Genomic DNA, 22,824 nt, shown 5'->3' with positions numbered 1-22,824 from the left:
GCATTGTACCGGTGGCTGATGACGGTACGACGCACCATCATAATGCACTTTACTAAATATGGAGAATTTCACGCCAAATTTGATCGGTGAACTGGTTCGAGTATCTCTAGATGAGGCTAAACCGTTGCAGTTGGGCTTCAACCAGAGCAGGTAATGTTTTATGAAGTTCCGTCTTATTTTTAAAGGGCAACCGGTTTTGGATCGGAACATCGAAGGGAAATTGCCCGGGCAGGCCAGATCGTTCCATGTGGGTCAAGAGAATTTGTTCGGATCGTTTACTGTGCAGGGCATAGCCAACTTCAACACAGACATTGGGGCTGGGAATCAGAGTCGGGGGATCGCCATCCAGGGTGGTAATGGGTGTGGTATCAGCAATAAACAGAAGGCTCTGGCGAATTCGCCGCACCAACAGGCTATTCAGCCGACTGGGACCCTCCGTGAGTCGGTGAGACTCCTCCAGGGTCAGGGGCAGACGCGATCGTTGATTGAAATTGGCCAGAACACTATTGAGTTCATTCCGCAATAAATCACTGGATTCTGGGAACTCGGTCTGATAGCAGAAGAACACGATCGGTTCCAGATGGGCCATGACTTCCTGTTTGGTGAAGTAAATCTCATGGCTGGTCAGGTCAATGTTGGAGATAGAATATCCCCCACTCCCCTCAATGTAAAACTCGACAATTTCACCGGACAAATAGCGCTGAAACCATACGGACTGTTTGACGCTCTCGCTGTCTTCCAGAAAATCGGCACGTAACCCGGATTTCAACAAGCTATTCTTACTCAGGCGCAGATCGTGGGAACGTTTCTCCAGTTCGCGAATCGGCTCATACTTCTCCAGATACCAGGCTTTCAACGCAATAATAGCCATGAGAAATATCAAGGGATAGGTCTACTGCATACACAAGGATTATGCACAAGAATGATCAATAGTATAATTTGCGAATGCCGACACCCTGTTAGGACATCGATCAATTAAAGGTAAAATTTTGAATAAATTCCCCAAACGTGGAACAGCGCCCAAGCTTCAAACATTGAGTGACTTCCCTTTATAGGACGTTCCCGACAGAGATGAAACCAACCAATTGGTAAAAAACTACCTCAAGAATTAGTTGCAGAGCTCCCAGTTCTGTAAATCACTGGGGAAGTTTCAATGTTTTTTCGGACTGCTTGGACGCTGTTGGGACTACGAGACAGATTACATTAAACAGCTTTCTTTACCTCTAAACTAATGTGGACTTGGCTGTTCATCTGCCAGGGAAGCTTTGTAGCTTCAACTATTAATATAAGATGGTTTTCCAGAGAATGAAGACTATGAAAACAAAGTTTACTAATGCTAAGTCCAGATCAATTTGAGTTAGGAAAATCTTTGTAGTCAAGGGTTTTAGAGGATGTCTTAAAAGTACTGTTTTTCATCCTTTAGGGTGTTGTAAATAACTTGCAAGGATGGGTAAAAGATCAAGCTATTTGTGAGGGGTAAAATAGACAATTTTTAATAAAAAATAGACTTTTTTAAAGAAAGTTGCCTGCTGTAAAAATTTGGTGATTGACCCAGCGTGGTAAATCGCAGGCTTCGGAGAAAACCCTTTCCAGGCAATTAGCCACTGGATGAATATCCCGCTGCCCGCCCCGGAGGTTGGGCGGTTGCCAGGGGCAGAACTAATCGACTAAGAATGCGTCCGTCGTCTAGCTTGTAGATGCCGAACTCACTGCCCATCTGCTTCATCAATGTCTGGCAAATCAGCAGATGCAGGCCAGGAGGCTGGTCTAAAGTTGAAGGGGCGAGCAAATCAGCGACTCGACCGGATTGCAGTTCAGATGCCAACAAGGGCTCAATCATCCCATTGTCGGTGATAGAAATTTCTAGCCAGCGTGGGTCAATCAGACGACACCAAATGTCAAGCCGACCTCCGGGCTGGCAGCGGTAACAGGCTGCAACCAGGACTTCATGGACGATCAGCTCGATCTTGGCAATGTCGCCGCTGAGGCTCAGGTTGCCTTCATTGTTATGTACCTGGGACCAGAGTTGCCGTTGTTTGATTAAACCTTCCACCCGTTCCAGTGCCCGTTTCAGAAACCCTGCCAGGGGAGCAGTTTCCTGGTAGGCACGCAATCGCCACTGCTCATCCTTCAGGAGCAGGGCGAGGGGATTAAGCGCATCGCTGATTTGGCGCAGAGCTTGGTAAGGCTGGTTGCCCAGGGTAGCCTGGTGCTGGTTCAGAGACTCATTCAGGCGCTTGAGCCCTATAGTCAGGGAACGATAGGTTTCCTCTAGTCGCCCGTGCTTGTACCAGTTAAGCCGCTCCAGACGTTCCTGCTGGATGTGAAGCGACTCGGTGAGGGTAAGGTAGCGGCGGAACCAGGCCAGTTGACTGACCAGGATATCTAGAGCAGTCAGGTGGCGATCGGTCCACAGCCGATCGCGCTGATCAACGATAATCACAATTCCGGTAGGGACGTGTTCTGGACCTGTCCGCAATGGCGCAACCAGGAGTTGACCGATCGCAGGGCCTGGGATCCAATAGCGGGTTTCTGGTGACAGATCTCCCACTTGTAGGGGGAGGATGCCATCGGTTTGGAGAGCCAATTTAGCCAGCGCATCGAGATGAATCGAAACGGATGCATCGGCCCGAATGGCATATTGTTCGTTGGCCATCACGGGCACTGTGACCCTTCCAGAAGGCCGTCCTGGTGCCCAGGAAAGTAGGGCTACCGTAGGAACCTGCAAGATCTGGGCCATGTGTTGCAGGGCAGCAGCCTCCAACCGATCCAGTTGATTAATCTGCTGGATGGTTTTTAGGCTCCACTGCACTGTTTGTTGGATCTTTTGCTGCTGCTCGTTTTGCCGTTGCAGTTGCCACTGGTGGAGAATGAGGCCGATTTGCTGACTGACAACACGAATAATTTCCCGCTCTGACTGGCTCCAACTGCGGGTTGCTTCATGGCACAAAATGACTAACCCTTCCAGGGGACGCCCGATGGTGGTGTGACAGATAATCAGGGACTTGATCCCTAACTCCAGAAACGTGTTTCGCCAAGCCAGTAGCCTTAAGTCTTCATCTAAGTTCTCAATGCCGACGGGTTCCTGACTGCGTTCCAGCATTTGCCAGTCCACTTCATTGATGCGATCCAGTGGAGAATTGATGGAGCGCCGGTTAGAAGGCTGGCTTTGGTGGGTGATCTCAAACTTGTTGTGATCTTTGTCGTAGAGCAAGACCAGGAACCGTTCTGCTTTCAGGCGCTCGCACAATTTCTCTGCACAGTTCTGTAGAGTTCCTCTCCAATCCTCATCGCTGTAGATCGCATGGCTCACCTCTGCAGTCAGAGCCTGATCCATTTTTACCTGCTGAATGGTTTCCTCCATCTCTGCCAGAGGAGCAACCAGGGCAACCAATTGGGCCGCTCCCCGCACGTAGTTTTTTTCTTCTTCCTGCCAAATGCGGGCTTCGGTTCCTTCCACGGCCAGGAAGCCAAGCAGCTCGCCCTGAAACAGAATAGGAGAGGCAATCAGAGATCGGGCCTTGATCTGCTGCATCAACCGCCCAGTAATATCGGCTTTCAGAGAACTGTGGGCTTCCCCGATCGATACGACCTGGTCGGCAGCCAATGCTTGATAAAAGGCGTTAACTTCCTGGATGGTAATGCCGGAAGCCTGACTGCTGACATCTCCAAGCCCTCCGGAGCGTTGTCGATTGCCCACCCGTCGCCAGAAGTAACGACGTTCCCGCTCGAACCAGTAAATATTAGTGCGGGAAGGGGAAACAAACCGATGGGTTTCCTCCACAACCACTTCCAGCCGTTGAGTCAGATTGGGGAGTGCTCGCAAGCGGTCTAACAGAGAGAGCAGGGGTTCATCGGGCCGCTTGGCCTGCTCCCGTTGCCATTCCATGTCGATATGATAGAGGGCTGCCCCCAACTCTCCCAGAATGATCGAGAGGCGGGCTTTTTCTTCAGCCCGGGGAGAAGTGCCCCACAGGTTTGTGCCGAGCAAGGCCACCCCAAAACATCGATCGCGGTGACGAATCGGAAACAACAACGTGCCCTGGACATTAAATTTTTGAGCGGCTTTGCGCCATTCTCCAGCTCTGGTTTCTTCCCGCAAACTGGGAACGGCAACCGGACGTTGCTGGATCACAACCTGCTCCAGTAAGTCTCCGGGAGCCAGGACAAACCGCTGTTTGAGAAATGTTGTATCTCCGGTGGGTGTCATGCCCCCTTTGCCAAACAGGCGATGTTCGACCCGATCGTAAAGGCCCAGCCAAACCAGACTATAGTCAAACTCGTCCTGGAGATAAACCAGCACAGTTTCGATCAGAGCATCAACATTTTGCTCCTCGCGTAATATTTGCAGGGTTCGTCCCAATGCCACGAGTTGTTTTTCATGCACAGTCGGCTCTTTTTGCTGAACCATACGATATATGTCCGCCCTCGGCAGAGCGTGGTTTCGAAACTAGATTGGAAGTAATTGCGGTGGTTTGCTAGGGTGATCTGGTCAATGCCCTCAGCCTGGGCTGTAACAGCACAAGCAATGACGGGTGAGAAGTTGTAAGCACAGTCTAACCGTGATTGACCCGATTGGCAGTTCAGCATCGCTCCATCTTTACTGAAACAATCCCAAGAGAAAATTTTCGGTAAAGAATTAACAAACTGACATGGCTATCCATCTGGTTCAGTAGAAGGTGACAGAGCCCTGTAGGAGACGAACTTGGGGCTTTTACTCGCGCAACGCTTCGCGTTTGCGTAGTATTTGCGTAGTAACGGCTTTTCTGGGATAGCTCCAGGCGGGGGCTAAATCCTTTCACACTGCTCCTAATCCTTAATTGAATTGCAGGGAATTGCACCCAATACGGTCACTCCTACAGATCTGTAGATTAGTCGATAGGTTATAAATTGGTAAATTCGATTAATGATTATCCTCGGTAGAATTACAGAATTATGCATCCGTAGAGAACATTAAATTCAGAAAATATTGAATTTAACTAATGAGGGTCTCAGGGAGCTATAAGTCCTGCGCTCTAACCGTTAGGGTGAGCGTCGGGAGGATGTCATGCCGGAATAGCTAGGGGTTAGCCTCGGTCTGAAAGCCTCCTATTTTGATAGGTACTGACTAGGGTTTACAACACTAGAGTGCCCAGGTAGGGGATGAGTATCCCCTGCAATGTAGTTAACTCGTAAGGATAGTCCGTTGAATCTCTATCAGTTCAGTACTCAGGCAATTCTGTTTGATGGATTACAGATGGATCCAGAGTGGGTGCATCAGCAGGTGATGCAGGTGCTGAGTCGTCTCGATCGGGCGGAGCAACCCAGCAGTCGCTGGTTCCGGGGCCGATTGGCGCAGCTTCTGTGTCTGAACCACCCCCGCTTAAGCCAGGACTGTTGGGGGTTGACGGTACCTAATCCGGTGGGTCTGGCTGCTGGATTTGACAAAGATGGTCTGGCTGCTGGTATCTGGTCTGATCTGGGGTTTGGGTTTACTGAACTGGGTACGGTCACGTTCCAGGCCCAGCCCGGTAATCCTCGACCCCGGCTGTTTCGACTGCCCGATGATGATGCTGCCCTGAACCGGATGGGGTTCAACAATCGGGGGGCTATGGCCATGGCAGAGAGGCTCAGTGTCCGATGCAATGCCCAGAACTCCGCCGAGGCAGGGATTCAGGCTGGGGAAAATTCACAGGTCGGAACAGGAAAATTTGCTACTCCGGTAGGAATCAATCTGGGTAAGTCGAAGGTGACATCCCTGGAGGAAGCAACCCAGGATTATGTGAGTAGCTTTCGCTTACTGCAACCGTGGGGGGATTATTTCGTGGTGAATGTCAGTTCTCCCAATACCCCAGGTCTGCGATCGCTCCAGGCTGTAGAACAGTTGGAGCCAATCCTATTGGGGTTACAACAGGAAAACTCACAACATAAACCGTTATTGGTCAAGATCGCACCGGACCTGGAATGGGATGAGATTGCTGCTATTGTGGATCTGGCTCAACGCCATCGCCTGGCTGGGGTGATTGCCACGAATACAACCATTCGGCGGGAGGGGTTGAAGACCCAGATTCTGGCAGCAACGGGCCAGAGCCTTCAGGAAGAGTCTGGCGGGATTAGTGGTGCACCCCTACGGCAACGATCGACTGAGATCATTCGTTTTATTCGTCAGCAAACTGGGGGAAAGTTAATGATTGTGGGGGTGGGCGGTATCTTCACGGCAGAGCATGCCTGGGAGAAAATTGTCGCTGGAGCCAGTCTAGTGCAGGTCTATACGGGTTGGATTTATAGGGGGCCTTGGATGGTGCGTCAGATCCTGGCTGGACTCCTACAAAAATTGGATCAGCAGGGCATGGGGTCGATTGCCGAGGCGGTGGGTTCAGAAGCATCGTGCGATGTCAACTGATTTTTGGGATGATTGTTTGGGCCTCACCCTGCCACACGCTCTCTGTCAGTCTTCTCGGTCTACACTCCGCTTCTGGGGAGGCTGGATGCTTCAGTAGCAATACCGTTTTTCTGTGTCGGGAACAGTGTGGTCTTTGCCGGTCCGGATGTTGCCGATCAGGGTAGAAACAATAATGCAACGTCTTGTCCTGCCCCCTTGCTTAGAAGCCAGCGTGATGCGTCCTAATTGCCCGTTGGTATTTCCTTTGTCGTTAAATTGGACCCGCCAGATATTTTCGATGCCCTGGCAACTCTTCTTGGAGCAATCCAAGGTGGTTTCCCTAGTATCTATGCGGATGTGTGACAGTTCCTGCCATTCCAGGAGAGCCAGGGAAACCTTGCTGGAGGTTGCCGGATGAATGGCCCACTGAAGTCTGTCCTGAACCTGGCGAAAACTGACCTGCCAGGTGATTTTATCCTTCATGGCATTGCTTTGGGCTATCCGCATAGCCCAGTAAATGCGGTCCTGGCTGGCGTTTAAACGCTGAGTATTCATGAATCCTAACCAGGGGGGAACTGTGATTGTGGCTGCGACTCCCATGATAAACAACACAATTAGCAGTTCCAGGAGGGAGAAACCCCGGTTGAGGTGATTTGTCTTCATGACAATGCTTGAAAGAGTACCTGACCATTGTCGGAAAGGAGTCTTGATAAAGAATGACAGGCTTGCCGGATTTTTCTCCGTCAAGTTGCGTATTGGTTCTGTCTGTTTCGAGACTCGGAAGATTTAGATACCATGAGAAGATTCAGATACGATTAAGGGTAAAGTGATTGAATCGGGCTGTGCTCGCTTTCAGGCTTATTGGGCATCATGGATATTAAGCTGATCAATATCGGTTTTGGCAATATTGTGTCGGCTAACCGAGTTGTCGCGATCGTTAGCCCAGAGTCTGCACCGATTAAACGAGTGATCAGTGATGCCCGCGATCGTGGGCAACTGATCGATGCGACCTATGGTCGGCGCACGCGAGCTGTTATCATTGCGGATTCCGGTCACATCATTCTTTCTGCTATTCAACCGGAAACAGTTGCCAATCGATTCATTATCAGCAAGGATCTACCCGGAAGTGAAGACTGATAATGGCTCAACGAAATCTTAGTCGAGTCGTGGATGTCTGGTTTTTCTGAGATTCGACGCCAATATTGCACATTTACAATTGAAAGCTGGTTAGCAGGAAGGAAGTATAGATGGGATTGGGGAGGCTAATTGTTTTAACTGGGCCTAGTGGTGTTGGCAAGGGAACCTTGCTGAGATCGCTCTTGAAACGCCATCCAGAGCTCTATCTTTCCATTTCTGTGACGACACGCGCCCCTCGTCCCAGTGAGGTGGATGGACAGCACTACTACTTTGTGACGCGGACTCAGTTTGAGCGAATGGTGGCCAATAATGAATTGCTGGAATGGGCGGAGTTTGCTGGCAACTGCTATGGCACCCCTCGCGAACCTGTCGAAAACCAGATTGCTCAGGGCAAGTGGGTGATTCTGGAGATCGAGCTGGAAGGAGCCCGTCAGATTCGCCGTACCTTTCCTGAAGCTTTGCGGATGTTTATTCTTCCGCCTTCCCTGGGTGAGTTAGAGTATCGGATTCGCAATCGGGCCCAGGATTCGGAGGATGCGATCGCGCAACGACTGCAACGGGCTAGAGCAGAGGTCGAGGCAGCAGATGAATTCGATATCCAGATTGTCAATGATGAGTTTGAAGCTGCTTTGAATCGAATCGAAGCAGCGCTGTTTACGCCTGTGAATGTGTAACCCATACTTATGGGAACCCGGTCTGTCTGCACGGACTGGCATTAATCAGGGTTTGAGGAGTCGCTTGCGTAGTGATAACTGCCAGATATTGAGATTTGTCAGCCATCCATCCAACAGAATGTCTGTAGTATTTGTATTACACTATAATACATGCATGGCGTGTCATTCTTCTTAGTATGGGATCGGGATATTTTGGTGATTACGAAGACATTCCAGAGCATCGCAACACGCAGGGCCAGAGCTTGCTCAAGTCTGGCTGGCGTCCCTTAAGTCGAGATCTGGATCTGGGATTTTTAACCCAGTTGGTGTTGAACGATCCGATGGAGTTGACCCGAAAAACTCTGGATCTGGTGAGTGATCTTGCTAATACCCTGGGGCGGCGAGACCATACCTGGTGGGCTAACCTGCTCAATGTTTTCTCAGAGAATACTCGCTATGAAATTGATGAGTACTGGGATTACATCACGCCAGCCCCACCTGGTCCTGATTACCGTTATAAAGATACCCTCAGTACAGAAACTCCGATTAACCAAAAAGTGAGCCGGAATCATATTCCGATCGAGTATGTCTTGAGTCGGCTGCAGGAAATTACTGTCCTCAAAGTTCTGGATATCTTGGGGCGTCCCGATATCATTACGCAGACTTTCGGCGAACGTCACTTTTACTATCCAGTGGGGCGGTTTATTGACTGGAATCGCCTGGAAAGTTTGGGGACGCTTCTGGCTTACTGGTCGGAGTACCACATCTGGCTGCAAATCACGAATGGCAGTTGGGGACGGCGCAGATACATGCTGATTGCGAAGGAACTGGCCCCTCTTGTGAATAAAGCGACCTATAACTTGGCAGTCATGTTGAGTGGGTACCAAAGTCGGGTGGGCCAGGTTCAGAGTCTCTATCCCTTACGCTCCTTTCCAACTGATATCCAGAGTTTTACAGATCAGGTACAGCAGGCTATTCTCAGCCAGAACCAGCTTGCTGTCTTGGTGCATGGGGAGCCAGGAACCGGAAAAACTGCCTGGACACAAGCGGTGGCCTCAGAAATCCTGGTGTCCTTACGATATGTTATTTTCATTCTTGACCATGATGCGGTGGAAAACTTTGTACCCCCTAACTACCTGGAACGAATTTGTTTAATCATTAACGAGGCTGATAATTTGGCTCAAGACCGGGCAACTGAAATTGCCCAGCGCAGTAATAAGACTGAACATATTCTCAGTCTGTTGGATGGAACCCTTTACCAGAGTGTTGTCGAAGCATCTGGTATTCAGGCAGACCAGCGTCTGGTTGTGCTGATGACCTGTAACACAACAGAGCGCTTGGATCCAGCTATGCTTCGTAAAGGACGGGTTGACCTGATGTATGAATTCACCCACAAATTCGTTTAAACTTGATGGCCTCGGAACTTTTCTACTGGTTTAAAGGTCTCCCGATATGGATGACTGATGAGTTGAGTCCAATAGTTCAAGAACTTCAAATGAACCGATTGCCGGGCCATAAATGCCGTTTTGTGGCTTTGAGCAAGGTTTTTCCTACTGATACCTGGATATAGGGGTTGGCAGAGTTTGATAGTTCTGCTATACACTGATGGGGAAATACAAGACCCTGTGTAAAGTTTTTTAAAATTATCGGGTAGTCGCAGGTCACAGCAGTTTTTAGAGAAAATCTCACGTTAGTTGAGAGTGGTGAATCACTTATTTGCAGGTTTGCAGGAGAAGTCATGAAAGCACTTGTACGTTGGGGAGTAACCGCCAGCATTATCGGCAGTACCCTGGTTAGTTCCGCTCTGGTTGGCGCGATGCGTGTGCTGGCCCTACCAGAAGACCAGATTGTCCAGAAGCTAAGACCAGTGCCGGTGTTTGCTATTGCCAACTCCCAGGGGTCTCCTCTGGTTGCCTCTCCCCCGAATGGACAGCAGGGTTCTCCTGTTGCGGGTGTATTTATCAGTCAGAAGGATGCACAGGCCTTCCTGGATGCTTTGAAGACGAAGAATCCTGCCCTGGCTAAAGATGTGAAGGTTGTGCCTGTCTCTCTGGGTGAGGTCTACCAGTTGGGACAGTCCAGCAAGAACAAGCCGGAGCGCTTGGACTTCCAGTATGTGCCGATGGAGCAGCAGGTGAAGTCAGCGCTGACCCTTCTCCAGCAGGGGGGGCAGCAGGTGTCCCAGTTCAACGGGGTGCCGTTGTTTTTGGCCCGAGCTGGGAAAGATAAGGGCTATTTGACTATTCAGAGAGGGAATGAGCAGGTGATTCCGCTCTTTTTCAAGAAGGAAGAACTCCAAAATATGTTGGAGCGCTTTAAGCAACAACAGCCTGATCTGGCTGCCACGATCGACATTCAGGTGGTAAATCTGGAGGGTGTGATTCAAACCCTCCAGACTAGCAACAATCCTCAGTTGGGTCAGATTGTTCTGATTCCTCCTCAGGAGTCGGTTGAGTATATTCGGGCGCTCCAACCTGCCCAGGGTCAGGGACAGAATCCACCCAAGCCACAGGCTCCCGCTCCTCAATCTGCTCCCAAGAAGTAGTTCTGGATTCTGTGGTTTCAGGTCGAGACTTGTGGCAGTGGCGGGCTCAGGCTCTGGCCACTGCCGCTGCTTTTCAGATTCCAGGTATGGAGGTTGATTGGCTCCTGCAGTCCCTTTCTAATCTGGATCGGTTATCCCTCCGCCTGGAATCTTTTAGAGATTGGCCCCAGGTTGAGTTACACATTTCCCTGGCCGAGTTAGAGGAGCGCTGGCAGCAACGGGTGCAGCAGCGGGTACCAGTGCAATACCTGGCAGGCAGAACATCCTGGCGTGACTTTGAACTCAGGGTGTCTCCGGCTGTCCTGATTCCCCGCCCGGAAACTGAGCAGATCATTGATCTGGCGATCGCTGCAGCCCAGGAAAGTGGAGTCTCGGATCTGACCTGTGGACATTGGGCCGATCTGGGGACGGGCAGCGGGGCGATTGCCCTTGGTCTGGCCCGCGCTTTCCCCAAGGCCATCATCCACGCAGTTGATATGAGTCATGCGGCTCTGGCTGTGGCCCAGGCCAACGCTGATTTGTTGGGGTTGGGAGATCGGATTAGATTTTATCAGGGGTCTTGGCTCGATCCTCTGCTTCCTTACCAGGGCCAGATGAGTGGCTTGATCGCGAACCCCCCTTATATTCCCAGTCATTTGATTCCTACACTGCAACCGGAAGTGGCCTGTCACGAGCCCCATTTGGCTCTGGACGGAGGGGAAGATGGCCTCGACTGTATTCGCAGCCTGATTCAGTCCGGATCAATTTATTTGAGATCAGGGGGAATTTGGTTAACAGAAATGATGGCGGGGCAGGCTGAGGGGGTTGCCTCCCTGCTGCATCGCCAAGGGAGCTATTGCCAGATCCGAGTCTGCTCTGATCTGGCAGGTTTTGAACGTTTTGCGCTAGCCTATCGATGTTAGGAGGCTTCAGCTTCTCCTAATCTACTGTATCGATTGTTGCCAAAACAGTTATTCAGTTGTTTTCTGATGCCTGAGGCTATGAGCCTGATTTAATCAGGAACTCAGGTGATGGAATGGAAACGAACATCAAAAAAATCCTTTAAGAAATTGAAAATACGGTATAAATTTTATCTAAGAAGATAGGGGTGTTCTTTGGGCATTAATATACTTGATGCACCGTATTACCCCCTCATCCCTTTACCCCTGGTGGGCTACTGTGTACCCATAATCCCCTCCTGGGAGGGGTAGGGGTGGGTTCAACGCTCCTGCTCCCCTTCCTAGACCCACCCCCGGCCCTGGGGGCCACCCCTCCCGAGAGCGGATTTCACGCGAATCTGCTTACTTGAGCCAAACTTTTCAGAGATCTGTATACGCGGTAGCCCTGGTGGGAGAAGGGGTAAGGGGATGAGGGGGCAGGAGGTGAGGGCTGAATTTATTGTGTGAAGTGTATTAATGCTTTTTTTCTGGAACTCTACTTTGTTTTTAGAGGAATGCATGACATTGAGGTTTCAGAGGGGCCAAGCTTGTATTCCCACAGGTTGAGTGTCCATTATGATGAACAGTGGGATAGTCTTCTGGCGAAGTTGATGATTTAGGCGCTTCTCTGTGTGGATGACCAGATGGCAGGTAGCAGGGCGGTTAAATGACCACTCATAAGCCCGGGGATCAGGGCCTTATCAAATCTGGGGAGTTGTTTAAACAGCAGCCTGAAGAATTATTGCGCTTGCTTCTGGAGTATTCTCCCTCTGCGATCGCGATTCTGGATCTTAATCTTTGCTATCTCGTTGTCAGTCAGAAATGGCTTCAGAGTTGTGGATTGAGTGACCCTGTTCTTTTGATTGGTCAATCCCATTGTGATAAGTTTCCTCGCCTCGATCAGGAAGACCCGGCAATTTATGAACGCTGTCTGGCAGGGGTGTCTGTTTCAGGAGAAGGAGAACTGATCTTGGCACCGACCCGATTACCCGATTGGGTGAAATGGCAGATTTATCCCTGGCATGATGGTAAAAGCCAGGTCGGGGGCTTAATCATCACCATCGAGGTCGGGGCTGACATGCATCAACGATCGACCCTTTCAGTGCAGCAATCGGCGTTATATCGCCAGGTCCAGCAACTGAATATTGACCTGGAACATCAGGTCCATGAGAGGACTAGCCAACTGCGGCAGGTGCTGAATTTTGAGGCCATGCTAAAACGCATCACAGATAAGGTGCGGGATAGTCTGGATGAAAATCAGATTTTACAGAGTGCCGTCAAAGAGTTAACCCTAGGATTAAATGTTGGCTGCTGTAATTCAGCCCTCTACAACCTGGATCAGGGAGCTTCCACGATTTGCTACGAATACACGACATCGATGCCTGCTTACCAGGGGCGGGTGGCGCAAATGGGGGATTACCCGGAGATTTATGATCAACTATTGCAGGGAAATTATTTCCAGTTTTGCTCGATAGCACCCAATCCCCATCGGGGGCGGGTTGCGATGCTGGCCTGTCCTATTTTTGATAATCAGGGTGTTCTGGGGGATCTCTGGCTGATTAACCATGAAGACTATATCTTCAAGGAATTTGAGATTCGTTTGGTTCAGCAGGTGGCGAACCAATGTGCGATCGCGATTCGGCAGGCCAGACTCTATCAGGCAGCTCAGGCTCAGGTGCAAGAGTTAGAGAAATTGAATCGGCTCAAGGATGATTTTCTGAGCACAGTTTCCCATGAATTACGCACCCCTGTTTCCAATATGAAAATGGCCATTCACATGTTACGAGTGGCTCCCACGCCAGATCGACGAGAACGTTACTTGGAGATTTTACAGGCTGAGTGTGCCCGGGAAGCAGATTTGATCAATGATCTGTTAGATTTGCAACGGCTGGAGGCTGCTTCCTATCCGCTGTCGGAAGATGTGATTCACCTGGAAGATTGGCTGTCTACGATTATTGAACCCTTTATTGTCCGGACACAAAACTTTCAGCAGCAGTTACAGATTGACTTGGCCCAGGGGTTACCCCCGATTAAAACCCATAGTCCCAGCCTGATGCGGATTCTGGTCGAGTTGTTGAACAATGCCTGCAAATATACCCCAGCGGGGGGCCAAATTATTCTGGCTATTGTGGCCCAACAACCCAATCAGCCCATTTACAGGGTTAGTCGATCGATCCATATGGCAGAAACCAATGTTGATCATTGGCCTGCCCAATTCCAGTTCACCCTGAAAAACCAGGCCCAGATTCCGCCTGGAGAACTGCCGCGTATCTTCGAGAAGTTCTACCGGATTCCCAACTCCGATCCCTGGAAGCAGGGGGGGACAGGCCTGGGATTGGCTCTGGTGCAAAAATTGGTAGAGCAACTCCAGGGAGATTTGCAAGTGGAGAGTCGTGAGGGGTGGACGACTTTTACCCTGAAATTTTTATTTTGAGTTGCGGCCGACAGTTGCCTGATAATTAAAGCTTGGCTTATATCACAAGAAGTGATTTAAATTGTTTTTGATCCATTGGTTAAGCGAATCATTTTTATAGACAGAACGAATCGTGCCTATTAGGTGTATCATCAGAATCACCAAACTTCCACTGTTGGACTCAGTAAAGAAACATGCCTCAGCGCCCCATTATCCTTGGCATTGTTGGTGACAGTGCAGCCGGTAAAACCACGCTGACCAGAGGCATTACTCAGGTTTTTGGCGAGGAGAATGTAACTGCTATCTGTACGGATGATTATCATCGGTACGATCGTCGTCAGCGTGCCGAACTGGGTATTACAGCCCTGCATCCGGATTGTAACCATCTTGATATTATGCAGCAGCATCTGTCGCTGTTGCGGACAGGTCAGCCTATCCTGAAGCCAGTCTACAGCCATAAAACGGGCACGTTTGAGGCACCTGTCTATGTCAAGCCCAATAAATTTGTCATTGTTGAAGGGCTGCTGGGGTATTCCACACGGGGAGCCCGGGATTGCTACGATGTTAAAGTTTATCTGGCTCCCCCCGAGGCTTTGCGGGCGAAGTGGAAAGTGAAGCGAGATACGATGAAGCGAGGCTATACGGAAGCCGAGGTTCTGGCTGAAATGGCTAAACGGGAGCCAGACTCAGAGCAATTCATTCGGCCTCAGCGCCGCTGGGCTGATCTGGTCGTCACCTTTTATCCACCGGAGACTGAGCTGGATGAGAGTAACTCCCATTTAAATGTGCGTCTGGTTTTAAGGCCAACGATTCCCCATCCAGACTTTACCGAAATTTTGAATCCGGGGACTGCGACTGCTGAACCGGCTGTGCGCCTGGAACTCGATCGGGATATGGGGAAACCGGTGGATGTTCTGGAAGTGGATGGCCATGCGACTAAAGAGCAGGTGCGAGAGTTGGAGCATGTGATTTGCAATGATGCCCCTAATTTGGTGGGATTTTGCAGCAAGGATGGGAATCCGGAACTGGGTAAAATCACGGGTACAACGGGTGAAACGCTGCAAAGTTACCCTCTCGCCCTGACGCAATTGTTAATTGCTTATCACATGTTGAGGGCGATTCATCAGTAAGTTCAAAATTCAATCTTGAGACCTGAGTGGATCTTAACTTGTGCTGGGAGGCTTCCTTGCAAGGCTCAAAATGATTAATTTTTTCCTAAAAATATCAGCATCTACAGTGATTTAATTGAACTGAAGAAGCCTGGTTGCTTGGATCGGTGACTTCTTTGAGAAGTTGCCGATCGGGCGTTTATCTAGCATTTAGGGTGGTTATATTCCTGAGTGAAATGATGTGCAAGACCTGACATTTTGAATTTTGAATTCTGAATTCAATCCGGATGAATTGACTTCTGTTTTTTGAGTTAAAATCCCCCTACGGTCTTCTGCGGATGGATGAGTGAATTGGCCATCTGGCTGAAAATCGGTGACAAAATACACTACTCAAATTCCTATGAAGCCGGCAACCAGGGTCAGTTATATTACTCCATCATTGACACTTGCGATCGATACCAAAGCTAAGGCCATGAAGGCGGAGGGGGTCGATATTTGCAGTTTCAGTGCTGGAGAACCAGACTTTCCCACCCCAGCCCATATTGTGGCTGCAGCGCAGGCGGCTTTGGCCGAAGGCAAGACTCGCTACGGCCCGGCTGCTGGGGAACCCAGGCTCAGACAGGCGATTGCCCACCTACTGCAGACCGATTACAATCTTTGCTACGGGGCTGAAAATATTATTGTCACTAATGGCGGCAAGCATTCTCTCTACAACCTGATGCTGGCCTTGCTGAATTCGGGCGATGAGGTGATCATTCCAGCGCCCTACTGGCTCAGTTATCCAGAAATGGTGAAATTGGCGGATGGGGTGCCGATTTGTGTGCCGACGGATGCCTCAACCGGCTATAAAATCACTCCTGATCAGATTCGACAAGCTACCACATCCCGGACTCGCCTGTTCATCCTCAACTCGCCCTCCAATCCGACGGGGATGGTCTACACCCCCGAGGAGATTCGAGCCATTGCTGAGGTCATCATTGAATTGGATCTGCTGGTGATTTCCGATGAAATCTACAGCAAAATTTTATACGACGGGGTTCAACATCTGAGTATTGGTGCGGTGGGACCGGAGATCTATGAGCGTACCTTTATTAGTAGTGGCTTTGCTAAGGCTTACTCCATGACCGGTTGGCGCATCGGTTACCTGGCGGGACCAGTCGAGATCATCAAAGCAGCCGCGACCATCCAAGGGCACAGTACGTCCAACGTCTGTACTTTTGCCCAGTACGGGGCGATCGCAGCCCTGGAATCTCCCCAGGATTGTGTGGAAGAAATGCGGCTGGCCTTTGCCGAGCGGCGGCAGGTGATGTATGAGCGGCTGAATGCTATTCCTGGCATTGCCTGTGCCAAGCCTGATGGCGCTTTCTATATGTTTGCCAACATTGGCAAGACGGGGCTGACTTCCCTGGAATTTTGCGACAAGCTCCTGGATGCTCAACAGGTGGCTGTGATTCCTGGTGTGGCTTTTGGAGCCGATGATCACATCCGCCTGTCCTATGCGACGGATATGACCACTATTAATCGGGGGATGGATCGCCTGACAGCGTTCATGCAGACGATCCTCTAAGCCTTCAACCCTGATTTTCCAGCCACTCCATGACCTGATGCCCCAGGCGAGTGCCGCTCAGGCGATCGATCTCCCGGATGCCGGTGGGGCTGGTGACGTTGACTTCCGTCAAATAGCCCCCAATCACATCAATTCCCACGAAAACCAGGCCGTCCCGTTTCAGGGCAGGGGCCAGTTGTCGGCAAATGTCCAATTCCCGATCGGTGATTTCGATGGCCTCAACCCGGCCTCCGACGGCCATGTTACCCCGAAATTCCCGACCCGTGGGAACCCGGTTCACGGCTCCGATCGGCTCTCCATGCAGCAAAATAATCCGTTTGTCCCCATCTTTGGCGGCAGGCAGATAAGTTTGGACCATGACCGGCACCTGCCCCTGCAGGGTGCTGATTTCCACCAGGGAGTTCAGGTTGCGATCGTTCCCATCCAGGAAAAGAATTCCCTCTCCGGCTTTCCCGCCCAGGGGCTTGAGCACCGCTGCCCCTTCCTGTTCCACAAAGTGGCGGATGACCTGCTTATCGCGGGCGACGATCGTGCGGGGAATGGCCTCGGTGAACTGCAGGGCATACATTTTTTCGTTGGCTGCCCGCAGCCCTGCCGGTGCATTGATCACCCGGGTTTGAATCGGGTCCACATAATCCAGAATATAGGTGGCATAGAGATAGGGAATGGTAACGGGCGGGTCTGTGCGCATGAAAACGCCGTCCATCGATTCCAGGGGACAGAACACAGGTTCCCCCAGCCTATACCAGGGCTGAGGGGCTACCCACCGGCCCTCGATCAGTTGTACGGGAGTGAGTTGCACGGGGGTGAGTTGAGCCCAGGCTTTGCCGTCTGCCACACCCAGCCCGTGGGCCTGGGTGATCCAGATCTCGTGGCCCCGTTCCTGGGCTGCTTCCATCAGGGCCACACTGGTATCATGGCCCGGATCCAGAGCCTGAATGGGATCAATAATAAATGCCAGTTTCATGCCGGGTTATGCCTCAGCCTGCAACAGAATATCCAGCTTGCCTTGGACGTTCAGAGCATAGATATCATCGCAGCCCCCCACATGCTGATTGTTAATGAAAATTTGAGGCACCGATCGTTGTCCATTGGCCCGTTTGGCCATTTTAGACCGGGCCTGCTCGTCTCCATCAATAGAATACTCAGTGTAGGCAATGCCCTTCTGATTGAGCAGGGCCTTTGCCCGCACACAAAAGGGACAGGAACGCCAGGTATAGATTTCGACTTGGGGAGTCATAGCCGTCCGTTCTGTTAACGAATGTTTCTTAAATCTTAGCTAAGATTGTCAAATCCTTACCCTCCCGCATGGACCAGGCTGTAGTGGGCCAGATGGCAGAGTTTTTGTTTTAGGGTTTCTAGCCCCAGGCCAGCACTGGCTGAGATGAAGATCCCATTTGGAAACTCTTCCCGGGCTAGGGCGATCGCATCTCCATCGGCACAATCGATCTTGTTGAAAACCAGCAGGATTGGCCCAGGCACGATCGGCATAGCGGTCAAAATTGCCATTACTGAACGGATATGACTCTGCCAGGCTGGATGGGACAGATCCACCAGATGCACCAGGGCATCGGCTTCAGTCACCTCTTCCAGGGTGGCCCGAAATGCATCAATTAAGGCTGGGGGTAACTCATGGATAAACCCAACGGTATCGGTCAGCAGAATGGTTTCTAACTCCTGAGTTTCCGGGTTGGTGATGACTAACCGTCGGGTAGTGGGGTCGAGGGTGGCGAAGAGTTGATCGGCGGCGTATACTTCTGCTGCCGTAAGGACATTCAGCAGGGTTGATTTGCCCGCATTGGTATAGCCCACGATCGCTACGGAGGGAATCTCCCGATGCTGCCGCTGTTGGCGCAGCCGCGATCGGTGGGCCTGTAACTGATCGACCTCCCGCTGGAGCCGGGTGATTCGCCGTTGAATGCTCCGCCGCTCCGTCTCTAGCTTGGTTTCCCCCGGACCTCTGGTGCCAATGCCGCCTCCTAAGCGGGACATGGCCTGCCCCCGCCCGGCCAGGCGGGGCAGCATATATTCCAGTTGGGCCAGTTCCACCTGTAGTTTCCCGGCTTTGGATTGGGCGCGCTGGGCAAAAATATCCAGGATCACCTCTGTGCGATCGATAACCCTGACCCCGAGCTGCATTTCCAGGTTGCGAATCTGAGTGGGGGACAGATCCCGATCGAAGACAACCAGACTGGCCCCGACCGCCTGAACCGTGAGGGCAATCTCCTGTACTTTTCCTTCCCCGACCACGGTCTGGGGATGGGGACGGGGGCGTCGTTGGCAGAGTACCTGCAGCACCTCTCCCCCGGCGGTTTCCACCAACCGGGATAATTCTGCCAGCCCATCCTGGAACCGTTGAATCGGAAGGGTATCGGTTTGCAGCCCCACTAACAAAACCTGGTCCTGAGTGCGATCGACCTGACGGGCGGTATATTCCCGGCGAAACTCTTCTTCCAGCCCCTCCACCAGATCCACAAAATCCTGGTTAGCAAGCATCTCCAGGCTCAACGGAGGCGACACACTCCAACTGGCAGGTGGCTCTTCCCCGGCTTCATTGGCCTGGGGACGGAGGGTGTCTTCGGGTTGGGGAATCAGATGGGCCAAATAGGTTGCTCGGACATAGCCTGTCGCACCTCCACCCCGCCGCTCAAACCCAGACCCTGAGAGAATCAGGACCGCCAGTGCGTCCAGTCGTTGCATGGCCATTGCGGTCAGAGCGGCCTGATTCGGTGGATCGGCCTTGAGTTGGGTGGCAATACAGCGGATGCCACTCAGACGCTCGACCCCATAGCGGGGGAGTTCCAGCAACGGAATCTGAGTTTGGCCGGGGGTCCCTACCCCCACACGGATAGGCTGCCCCCGACGATTAATGTAGACGCACACAGGTTGGTTAATTTCAGTGCTGATGGCAGCCAGCCGTTGGGCAAATTCCGACGTGGTGAGGCGATCGCCGGGAAGCCGCTGATGGTAAAGCTTTTGTAATTGTTTAAGCTGGCTGGATTTCAGGCCCTGCAGGTGGCCGTAGATAGTCTCGATAGGTAAAATCAACCAGAGAACTGGCCCTCGAATCCGATAGCTTTATTTTACTGGCTCTACCCTGGGATTAACGCTGCTGACCCTATCCCTTAAAGAGTCTTTTAATTCCTTTGAACCAGGAGAATTCGGTACGAGTTCGTCGGCCTCTGTCTAAAGCCTGATAGTAGCTGGCATAGGCTTGTTGATAGTGCCCTAACCGTTGCAGGGCAGCCCCCCTAAATAACCAGGCCTCTTCGTTCCCATGCTGGAGATTGAGTGCCCGATCGCTGCTACTGAGCGCATCCTCGTACCGTTCCAGATGAATCAACATGGCTGCCCGAAAATTCCAGGCCGCTACACTCTCGGGTCTGATTTTCAGGGCTGCCTCAAAACTCACCAGAGCCCCTTCATAGTTGCCCACACTGGCCAATGATTCGCCCTGCCTGTACCAGAGCTCATAGTCACGGGATTCTGGTAATAGATTCAGGCGTTCTGTCTGTGTTGCAAGGTCAGAATGCTGTTGCTGCAAGGGGGACATAATTCAGAGGGGGAGCCTGAATAAAAAGGGTACAAGGGGGTTATTTCTTATTCCCAGAATCATTTTTATTTAACTGTGCCCAGCCATGGATTGGAATAAATTTTTGTTGAAAATTCTTCTGGGATACAGTATTGGATGAGCCATTGTTTCGATTCATGGTAGGAGCAAATTCCGTTTGAATCAGATGGGAGGCAAGAGACGAAGTCCTCCAGGCTACCTTTCCATCATTATCAATCCCACCATTTAATTTTAGAGATGATTGATTTAACAAATTGCGATCGGGAACCGATTCACATACCTGGGTTCATTCAGCCCCATGGGTTGCTGCTGGTGCTCTCCGAACCCGACCTGACGGTGGAACAGGTGAGTGATAATGGAGCTGCTTTGATGGGAATTCCATCCCAGGATCTTTTAGGCAGGCCACTCTCTACCTGGCTGGGAGATGCAACTGTGTTGAGCATCCATGCCTGCCTGGCCGGAAACTTTGAGTATCTCAATCCCCTGAAGGTAACGATCGGGCAGGGAGATCAGGCTTCCCTGATGAATGGGATTGTGCATCGGTCTTTAGCAAACAAAATTATTCTGGAATTAGAACCCCTGTGCACAACAGCGGATCAAGATTTTTTGGGTTTTTATCAACAAACCCACCGGGTTTTGAGTCGAATGCAGCAGGCTATCAGCTTGCAGGACTTATGTACTCTGGTTGTGAAGGATATTCGGGCGATCGTGGGGTTCGATCGGGTTATGATTTATCGGTTTGAGGCGGATGGATCGGGGACTGTGGTGGCTGAAGATAAGCCTGACCACCTGGAATCCTATCTGGGGCTGCACTACCCGGACTCTGACATTCCGAAGCAGGCGAAACATCTTTACAGCGTTAACTGGCTCCGCCTCATCCCTGACGTGAACTATACCCCCGTCAAGATCATACGGGCAGAAGGGGAACAGGAAGAATCTTCCCCCCTGGATCTAAGCCTGAGTGTGCTTCGGGCTGTTTCTCCGATTCACATTGAGTATTTGCACAATATGGGGGTACGGGCCTCCATGTCTATTTCTTTGATCAAAAATCAGAAGCTGTGGGGGCTGATTGCCTGTCATCACACTACGCCCTATTTTGTCTCCTACGAAACCCGAACGATTTGCGAGTTTCTGGGGCGGGTGATGTCCTTGGAATTAATCGCGAAGGAAGAACAGGAGAATCTGGAAGATAGAATTCGACTGAAATCTATTCAGTCCCGCTTGATTGATGAGATTGCCCGCTCCGAGAGCTTTGTGGATGGATTGATCCAAAATCTGGCGAATCTGCGCTCTCTGACGAGGGCAGAGGGCGTTGCGGTCTATGCGGACCGAAACCTGGTCACGATCGGCCAAACCCCCGCCGAGGATGAACTGCTGAATCTCATAGAGTGGTTACCGAATCAGTTTCAACATAATTTGTTCATCACCCATGGGCTGTCTGCCCTGTATCCTCCAGCAATGGCCTTCAAAGAGCAGGCCAGTGGCTTGCTAGCCCTATCGATTACCCGAATCCAGAAAAATTACGTCCTCTGGTTTCGCCCAGAGTTGCTGCAGCACGTCAATTGGGCTGGGAATCCCCATAAACAGGCTCACCGGGAACCGGATGGGACCCTGACCCTCTTTCCCCGTAAATCGTTTGAATTGTGGCAGGAAACGGTGACGGGTCAATCTCTCCCCTGGCAACCCGGAGAGATTGAGGGGGCTATGGAACTACGGAGCGCGATCGTGGGAATTGTGCTCCGTCGGGCAGATGAACTGGCGGCTATCAATCTAGAATTGCAGCGCAGTAACAGCGAACTGGATGCTTTTGCCTACATTGCCTCCCATGATCTGAAGGAACCGTTGCGGGGAATTCATAATTACGCCACGTTTCTGCTGGAAGACTATGCCAGCGTTTTGGACATAGAGGGGGTGGCTAAGCTTGAAACCCTGGTTAATCTGACCTGTCGGATGGAAAATCTAATTAATGCCCTGCTGCATTTCTCGCGGTTGGGGCGGCAGGAACTGCATTTCTCATCTCTGGATTTGAATCAACTGGTTCAAAATGTGGTTGAAGTGCTCAGGATTGGCCAGGAATCTTCCCAGATTGAGATCCGCATTCCCCAGCCCCTACCCAGGGTGCAAGGCGATCGGATTTTGCTGGAAGAAGTTTTGACGAATCTGATTGGGAATGGGTTGAAATATAATGACCAACCCGAAAAATGGATTGAAGTGGGTTGTCTGCCTCAGTCAGAGCCTGCTTCCACCGATACGGATGCGGTTCAATCTTCACTTCGAACCTTTTATATTCGAGATAATGGAATCGGAATGCGGGAGAAGCACCTGGGTGTGATCTTTCGAATTTTTAAACGACTGCATGCTCCGAGTCGGTATGGCGGAGGAACGGGGGTAGGACTTACGATCGTTAAAAAAATTATTGAGCGGCATGGAGGGGAAATCTGGGTTGAATCTACCTACGGAGCTGGAAGCACGTTCTATTTCACGTTGCCTGTCTGAATCAGGTTGAAGATTTTCCCTGGGGATACGGCCCTGCTCAACGGTTGTACAGGCA

At 51.1% G+C, this 22,824-nt stretch carries 17 protein-coding genes; 10 read left to right on the top strand and 7 right to left on the bottom strand.

Annotation, left to right across the window (positions count from 1 at the left end; all coding sequences use genetic code 11):
* Positions 1 to 106 precede the first annotated feature (106 nt).
* Positions 107 to 871: a hypothetical protein gene (locus BST81_RS19390; protein ID WP_075600160.1), complete on the bottom strand. Its 765-nt coding sequence runs from the start codon at positions 869 to 871 to the stop codon at positions 107 to 109.
* Between the two features lie 726 nt (positions 872 to 1,597).
* Positions 1,598 to 4,411: a GAF domain-containing protein gene (locus BST81_RS19385; protein ID WP_075600159.1), complete on the bottom strand. Its 2,814-nt coding sequence runs from the start codon at positions 4,409 to 4,411 to the stop codon at positions 1,598 to 1,600.
* 774 nt (positions 4,412 to 5,185) lie between these two features.
* Between BST81_RS19385 and BST81_RS19380 the strand changes: the two genes are divergently transcribed.
* Positions 5,186 to 6,382 carry a quinone-dependent dihydroorotate dehydrogenase gene (locus BST81_RS19380; RefSeq protein ID WP_075600158.1) on the top strand — a complete coding sequence of 399 codons (1,197 nt, stop codon included), beginning with the start codon at positions 5,186 to 5,188 and terminating at the stop codon, positions 6,380 to 6,382.
* Between the two features lie 90 nt (positions 6,383 to 6,472).
* On the opposite strand, the gene BST81_RS19375 is transcribed toward BST81_RS19380, so the two are convergent.
* Complete coding sequence (locus BST81_RS19375) at positions 6,473 to 7,024, bottom strand: type II secretion system protein (RefSeq protein ID WP_075600157.1); 552 nt, start codon at positions 7,022 to 7,024, stop codon at positions 6,473 to 6,475.
* A 207-nt stretch (positions 7,025 to 7,231) separates the two neighbouring features.
* Here BST81_RS19375 and remA point away from each other — a divergent pair, with 207 nt between their 5' ends.
* The 8 genes from remA (at position 7,232) to BST81_RS19335 (ending at position 16,702) form a co-directional block, all read left to right on the top strand.
* Complete coding sequence (remA, locus tag BST81_RS19370) at positions 7,232 to 7,498, top strand: extracellular matrix/biofilm regulator RemA (protein WP_075600156.1); 267 nt, start codon at positions 7,232 to 7,234, stop codon at positions 7,496 to 7,498.
* Between the two features lie 110 nt (positions 7,499 to 7,608).
* The gene (gene gmk, locus BST81_RS19365) at positions 7,609 to 8,172 is read left to right on the top strand and encodes a guanylate kinase (protein WP_075600155.1); all 564 of its coding nucleotides are present in this window, start codon (positions 7,609 to 7,611) and stop codon (positions 8,170 to 8,172) included.
* A gap of 176 nt (positions 8,173 to 8,348) precedes the next feature.
* Positions 8,349 to 9,557 carry an AAA family ATPase gene (locus tag BST81_RS19360; protein WP_075600154.1) on the top strand — a complete coding sequence of 403 codons (1,209 nt, stop codon included), beginning with the start codon at positions 8,349 to 8,351 and terminating at the stop codon, positions 9,555 to 9,557.
* Positions 9,558 to 9,889: 332 nt separating this feature from the next.
* Positions 9,890 to 10,696, top strand: coding sequence for a Tic22 family protein (locus BST81_RS19355; RefSeq protein WP_075600153.1), 807 nt, complete (start codon positions 9,890 to 9,892; stop codon positions 10,694 to 10,696).
* A gap of 11 nt (positions 10,697 to 10,707) precedes the next feature.
* Positions 10,708 to 11,598, top strand: coding sequence for a peptide chain release factor N(5)-glutamine methyltransferase (prmC, locus tag BST81_RS19350; RefSeq protein WP_253188389.1), 891 nt, complete (start codon positions 10,708 to 10,710; stop codon positions 11,596 to 11,598).
* Positions 11,599 to 12,280: 682 nt separating this feature from the next.
* The gene (locus BST81_RS19345; RefSeq protein WP_075600151.1) at positions 12,281 to 14,047 is read left to right on the top strand and encodes a PAS domain-containing sensor histidine kinase; all 1,767 of its coding nucleotides are present in this window, start codon (positions 12,281 to 12,283) and stop codon (positions 14,045 to 14,047) included.
* Positions 14,048 to 14,220: 173 nt separating this feature from the next.
* On the top strand, positions 14,221 to 15,156 hold the full coding sequence (locus tag BST81_RS19340; RefSeq protein WP_075600150.1) for a phosphoribulokinase: 936 nt from the start codon (positions 14,221 to 14,223) through the stop codon (positions 15,154 to 15,156).
* A 418-nt stretch (positions 15,157 to 15,574) separates the two neighbouring features.
* Entirely contained in the window at positions 15,575 to 16,702 is a 1,128-nt protein-coding gene (locus tag BST81_RS19335) for a pyridoxal phosphate-dependent aminotransferase (RefSeq protein ID WP_363080430.1), read from the top strand.
* Between the two features lie 4 nt (positions 16,703 to 16,706).
* Here the strand turns inward: BST81_RS19335 and gshB are convergent, their stop codons facing one another.
* The 4 genes from gshB to BST81_RS19315 form a co-directional block, all read right to left on the bottom strand.
* Positions 16,707 to 17,669, bottom strand: a complete 963-nt coding sequence (gshB, locus tag BST81_RS19330; protein ID WP_075600148.1) for a glutathione synthase — start codon at positions 17,667 to 17,669, stop codon at positions 16,707 to 16,709.
* A 6-nt stretch (positions 17,670 to 17,675) separates the two neighbouring features.
* Positions 17,676 to 17,942, bottom strand: coding sequence for a glutaredoxin 3 (gene grxC / locus BST81_RS19325; RefSeq protein WP_075600147.1), 267 nt, complete (start codon positions 17,940 to 17,942; stop codon positions 17,676 to 17,678).
* Between the two features lie 56 nt (positions 17,943 to 17,998).
* Positions 17,999 to 19,750, bottom strand: coding sequence for a GTPase HflX (gene hflX, locus BST81_RS19320; protein ID WP_253188387.1), 1,752 nt, complete (start codon positions 19,748 to 19,750; stop codon positions 17,999 to 18,001).
* 70 nt (positions 19,751 to 19,820) lie between these two features.
* Positions 19,821 to 20,255, bottom strand: a complete 435-nt coding sequence (locus tag BST81_RS19315; protein ID WP_075600145.1) for a tetratricopeptide repeat protein — start codon at positions 20,253 to 20,255, stop codon at positions 19,821 to 19,823.
* A gap of 255 nt (positions 20,256 to 20,510) precedes the next feature.
* Here BST81_RS19315 and BST81_RS19310 point away from each other — a divergent pair, with 255 nt between their 5' ends.
* Positions 20,511 to 22,769, top strand: a complete 2,259-nt coding sequence (locus BST81_RS19310) for an ATP-binding protein (protein ID WP_075600144.1) — start codon at positions 20,511 to 20,513, stop codon at positions 22,767 to 22,769.
* Positions 22,770 to 22,824 lie beyond the last annotated feature (55 nt).

Source organism: Leptolyngbya sp. 'hensonii', from assembly GCF_001939115.1.
Classification (GTDB): Bacteria; Cyanobacteriota; Cyanobacteriia.
Note: the sequence above shows the minus strand (reverse complement) of the source record. Positions and strands in the feature narration are given on the sequence as shown.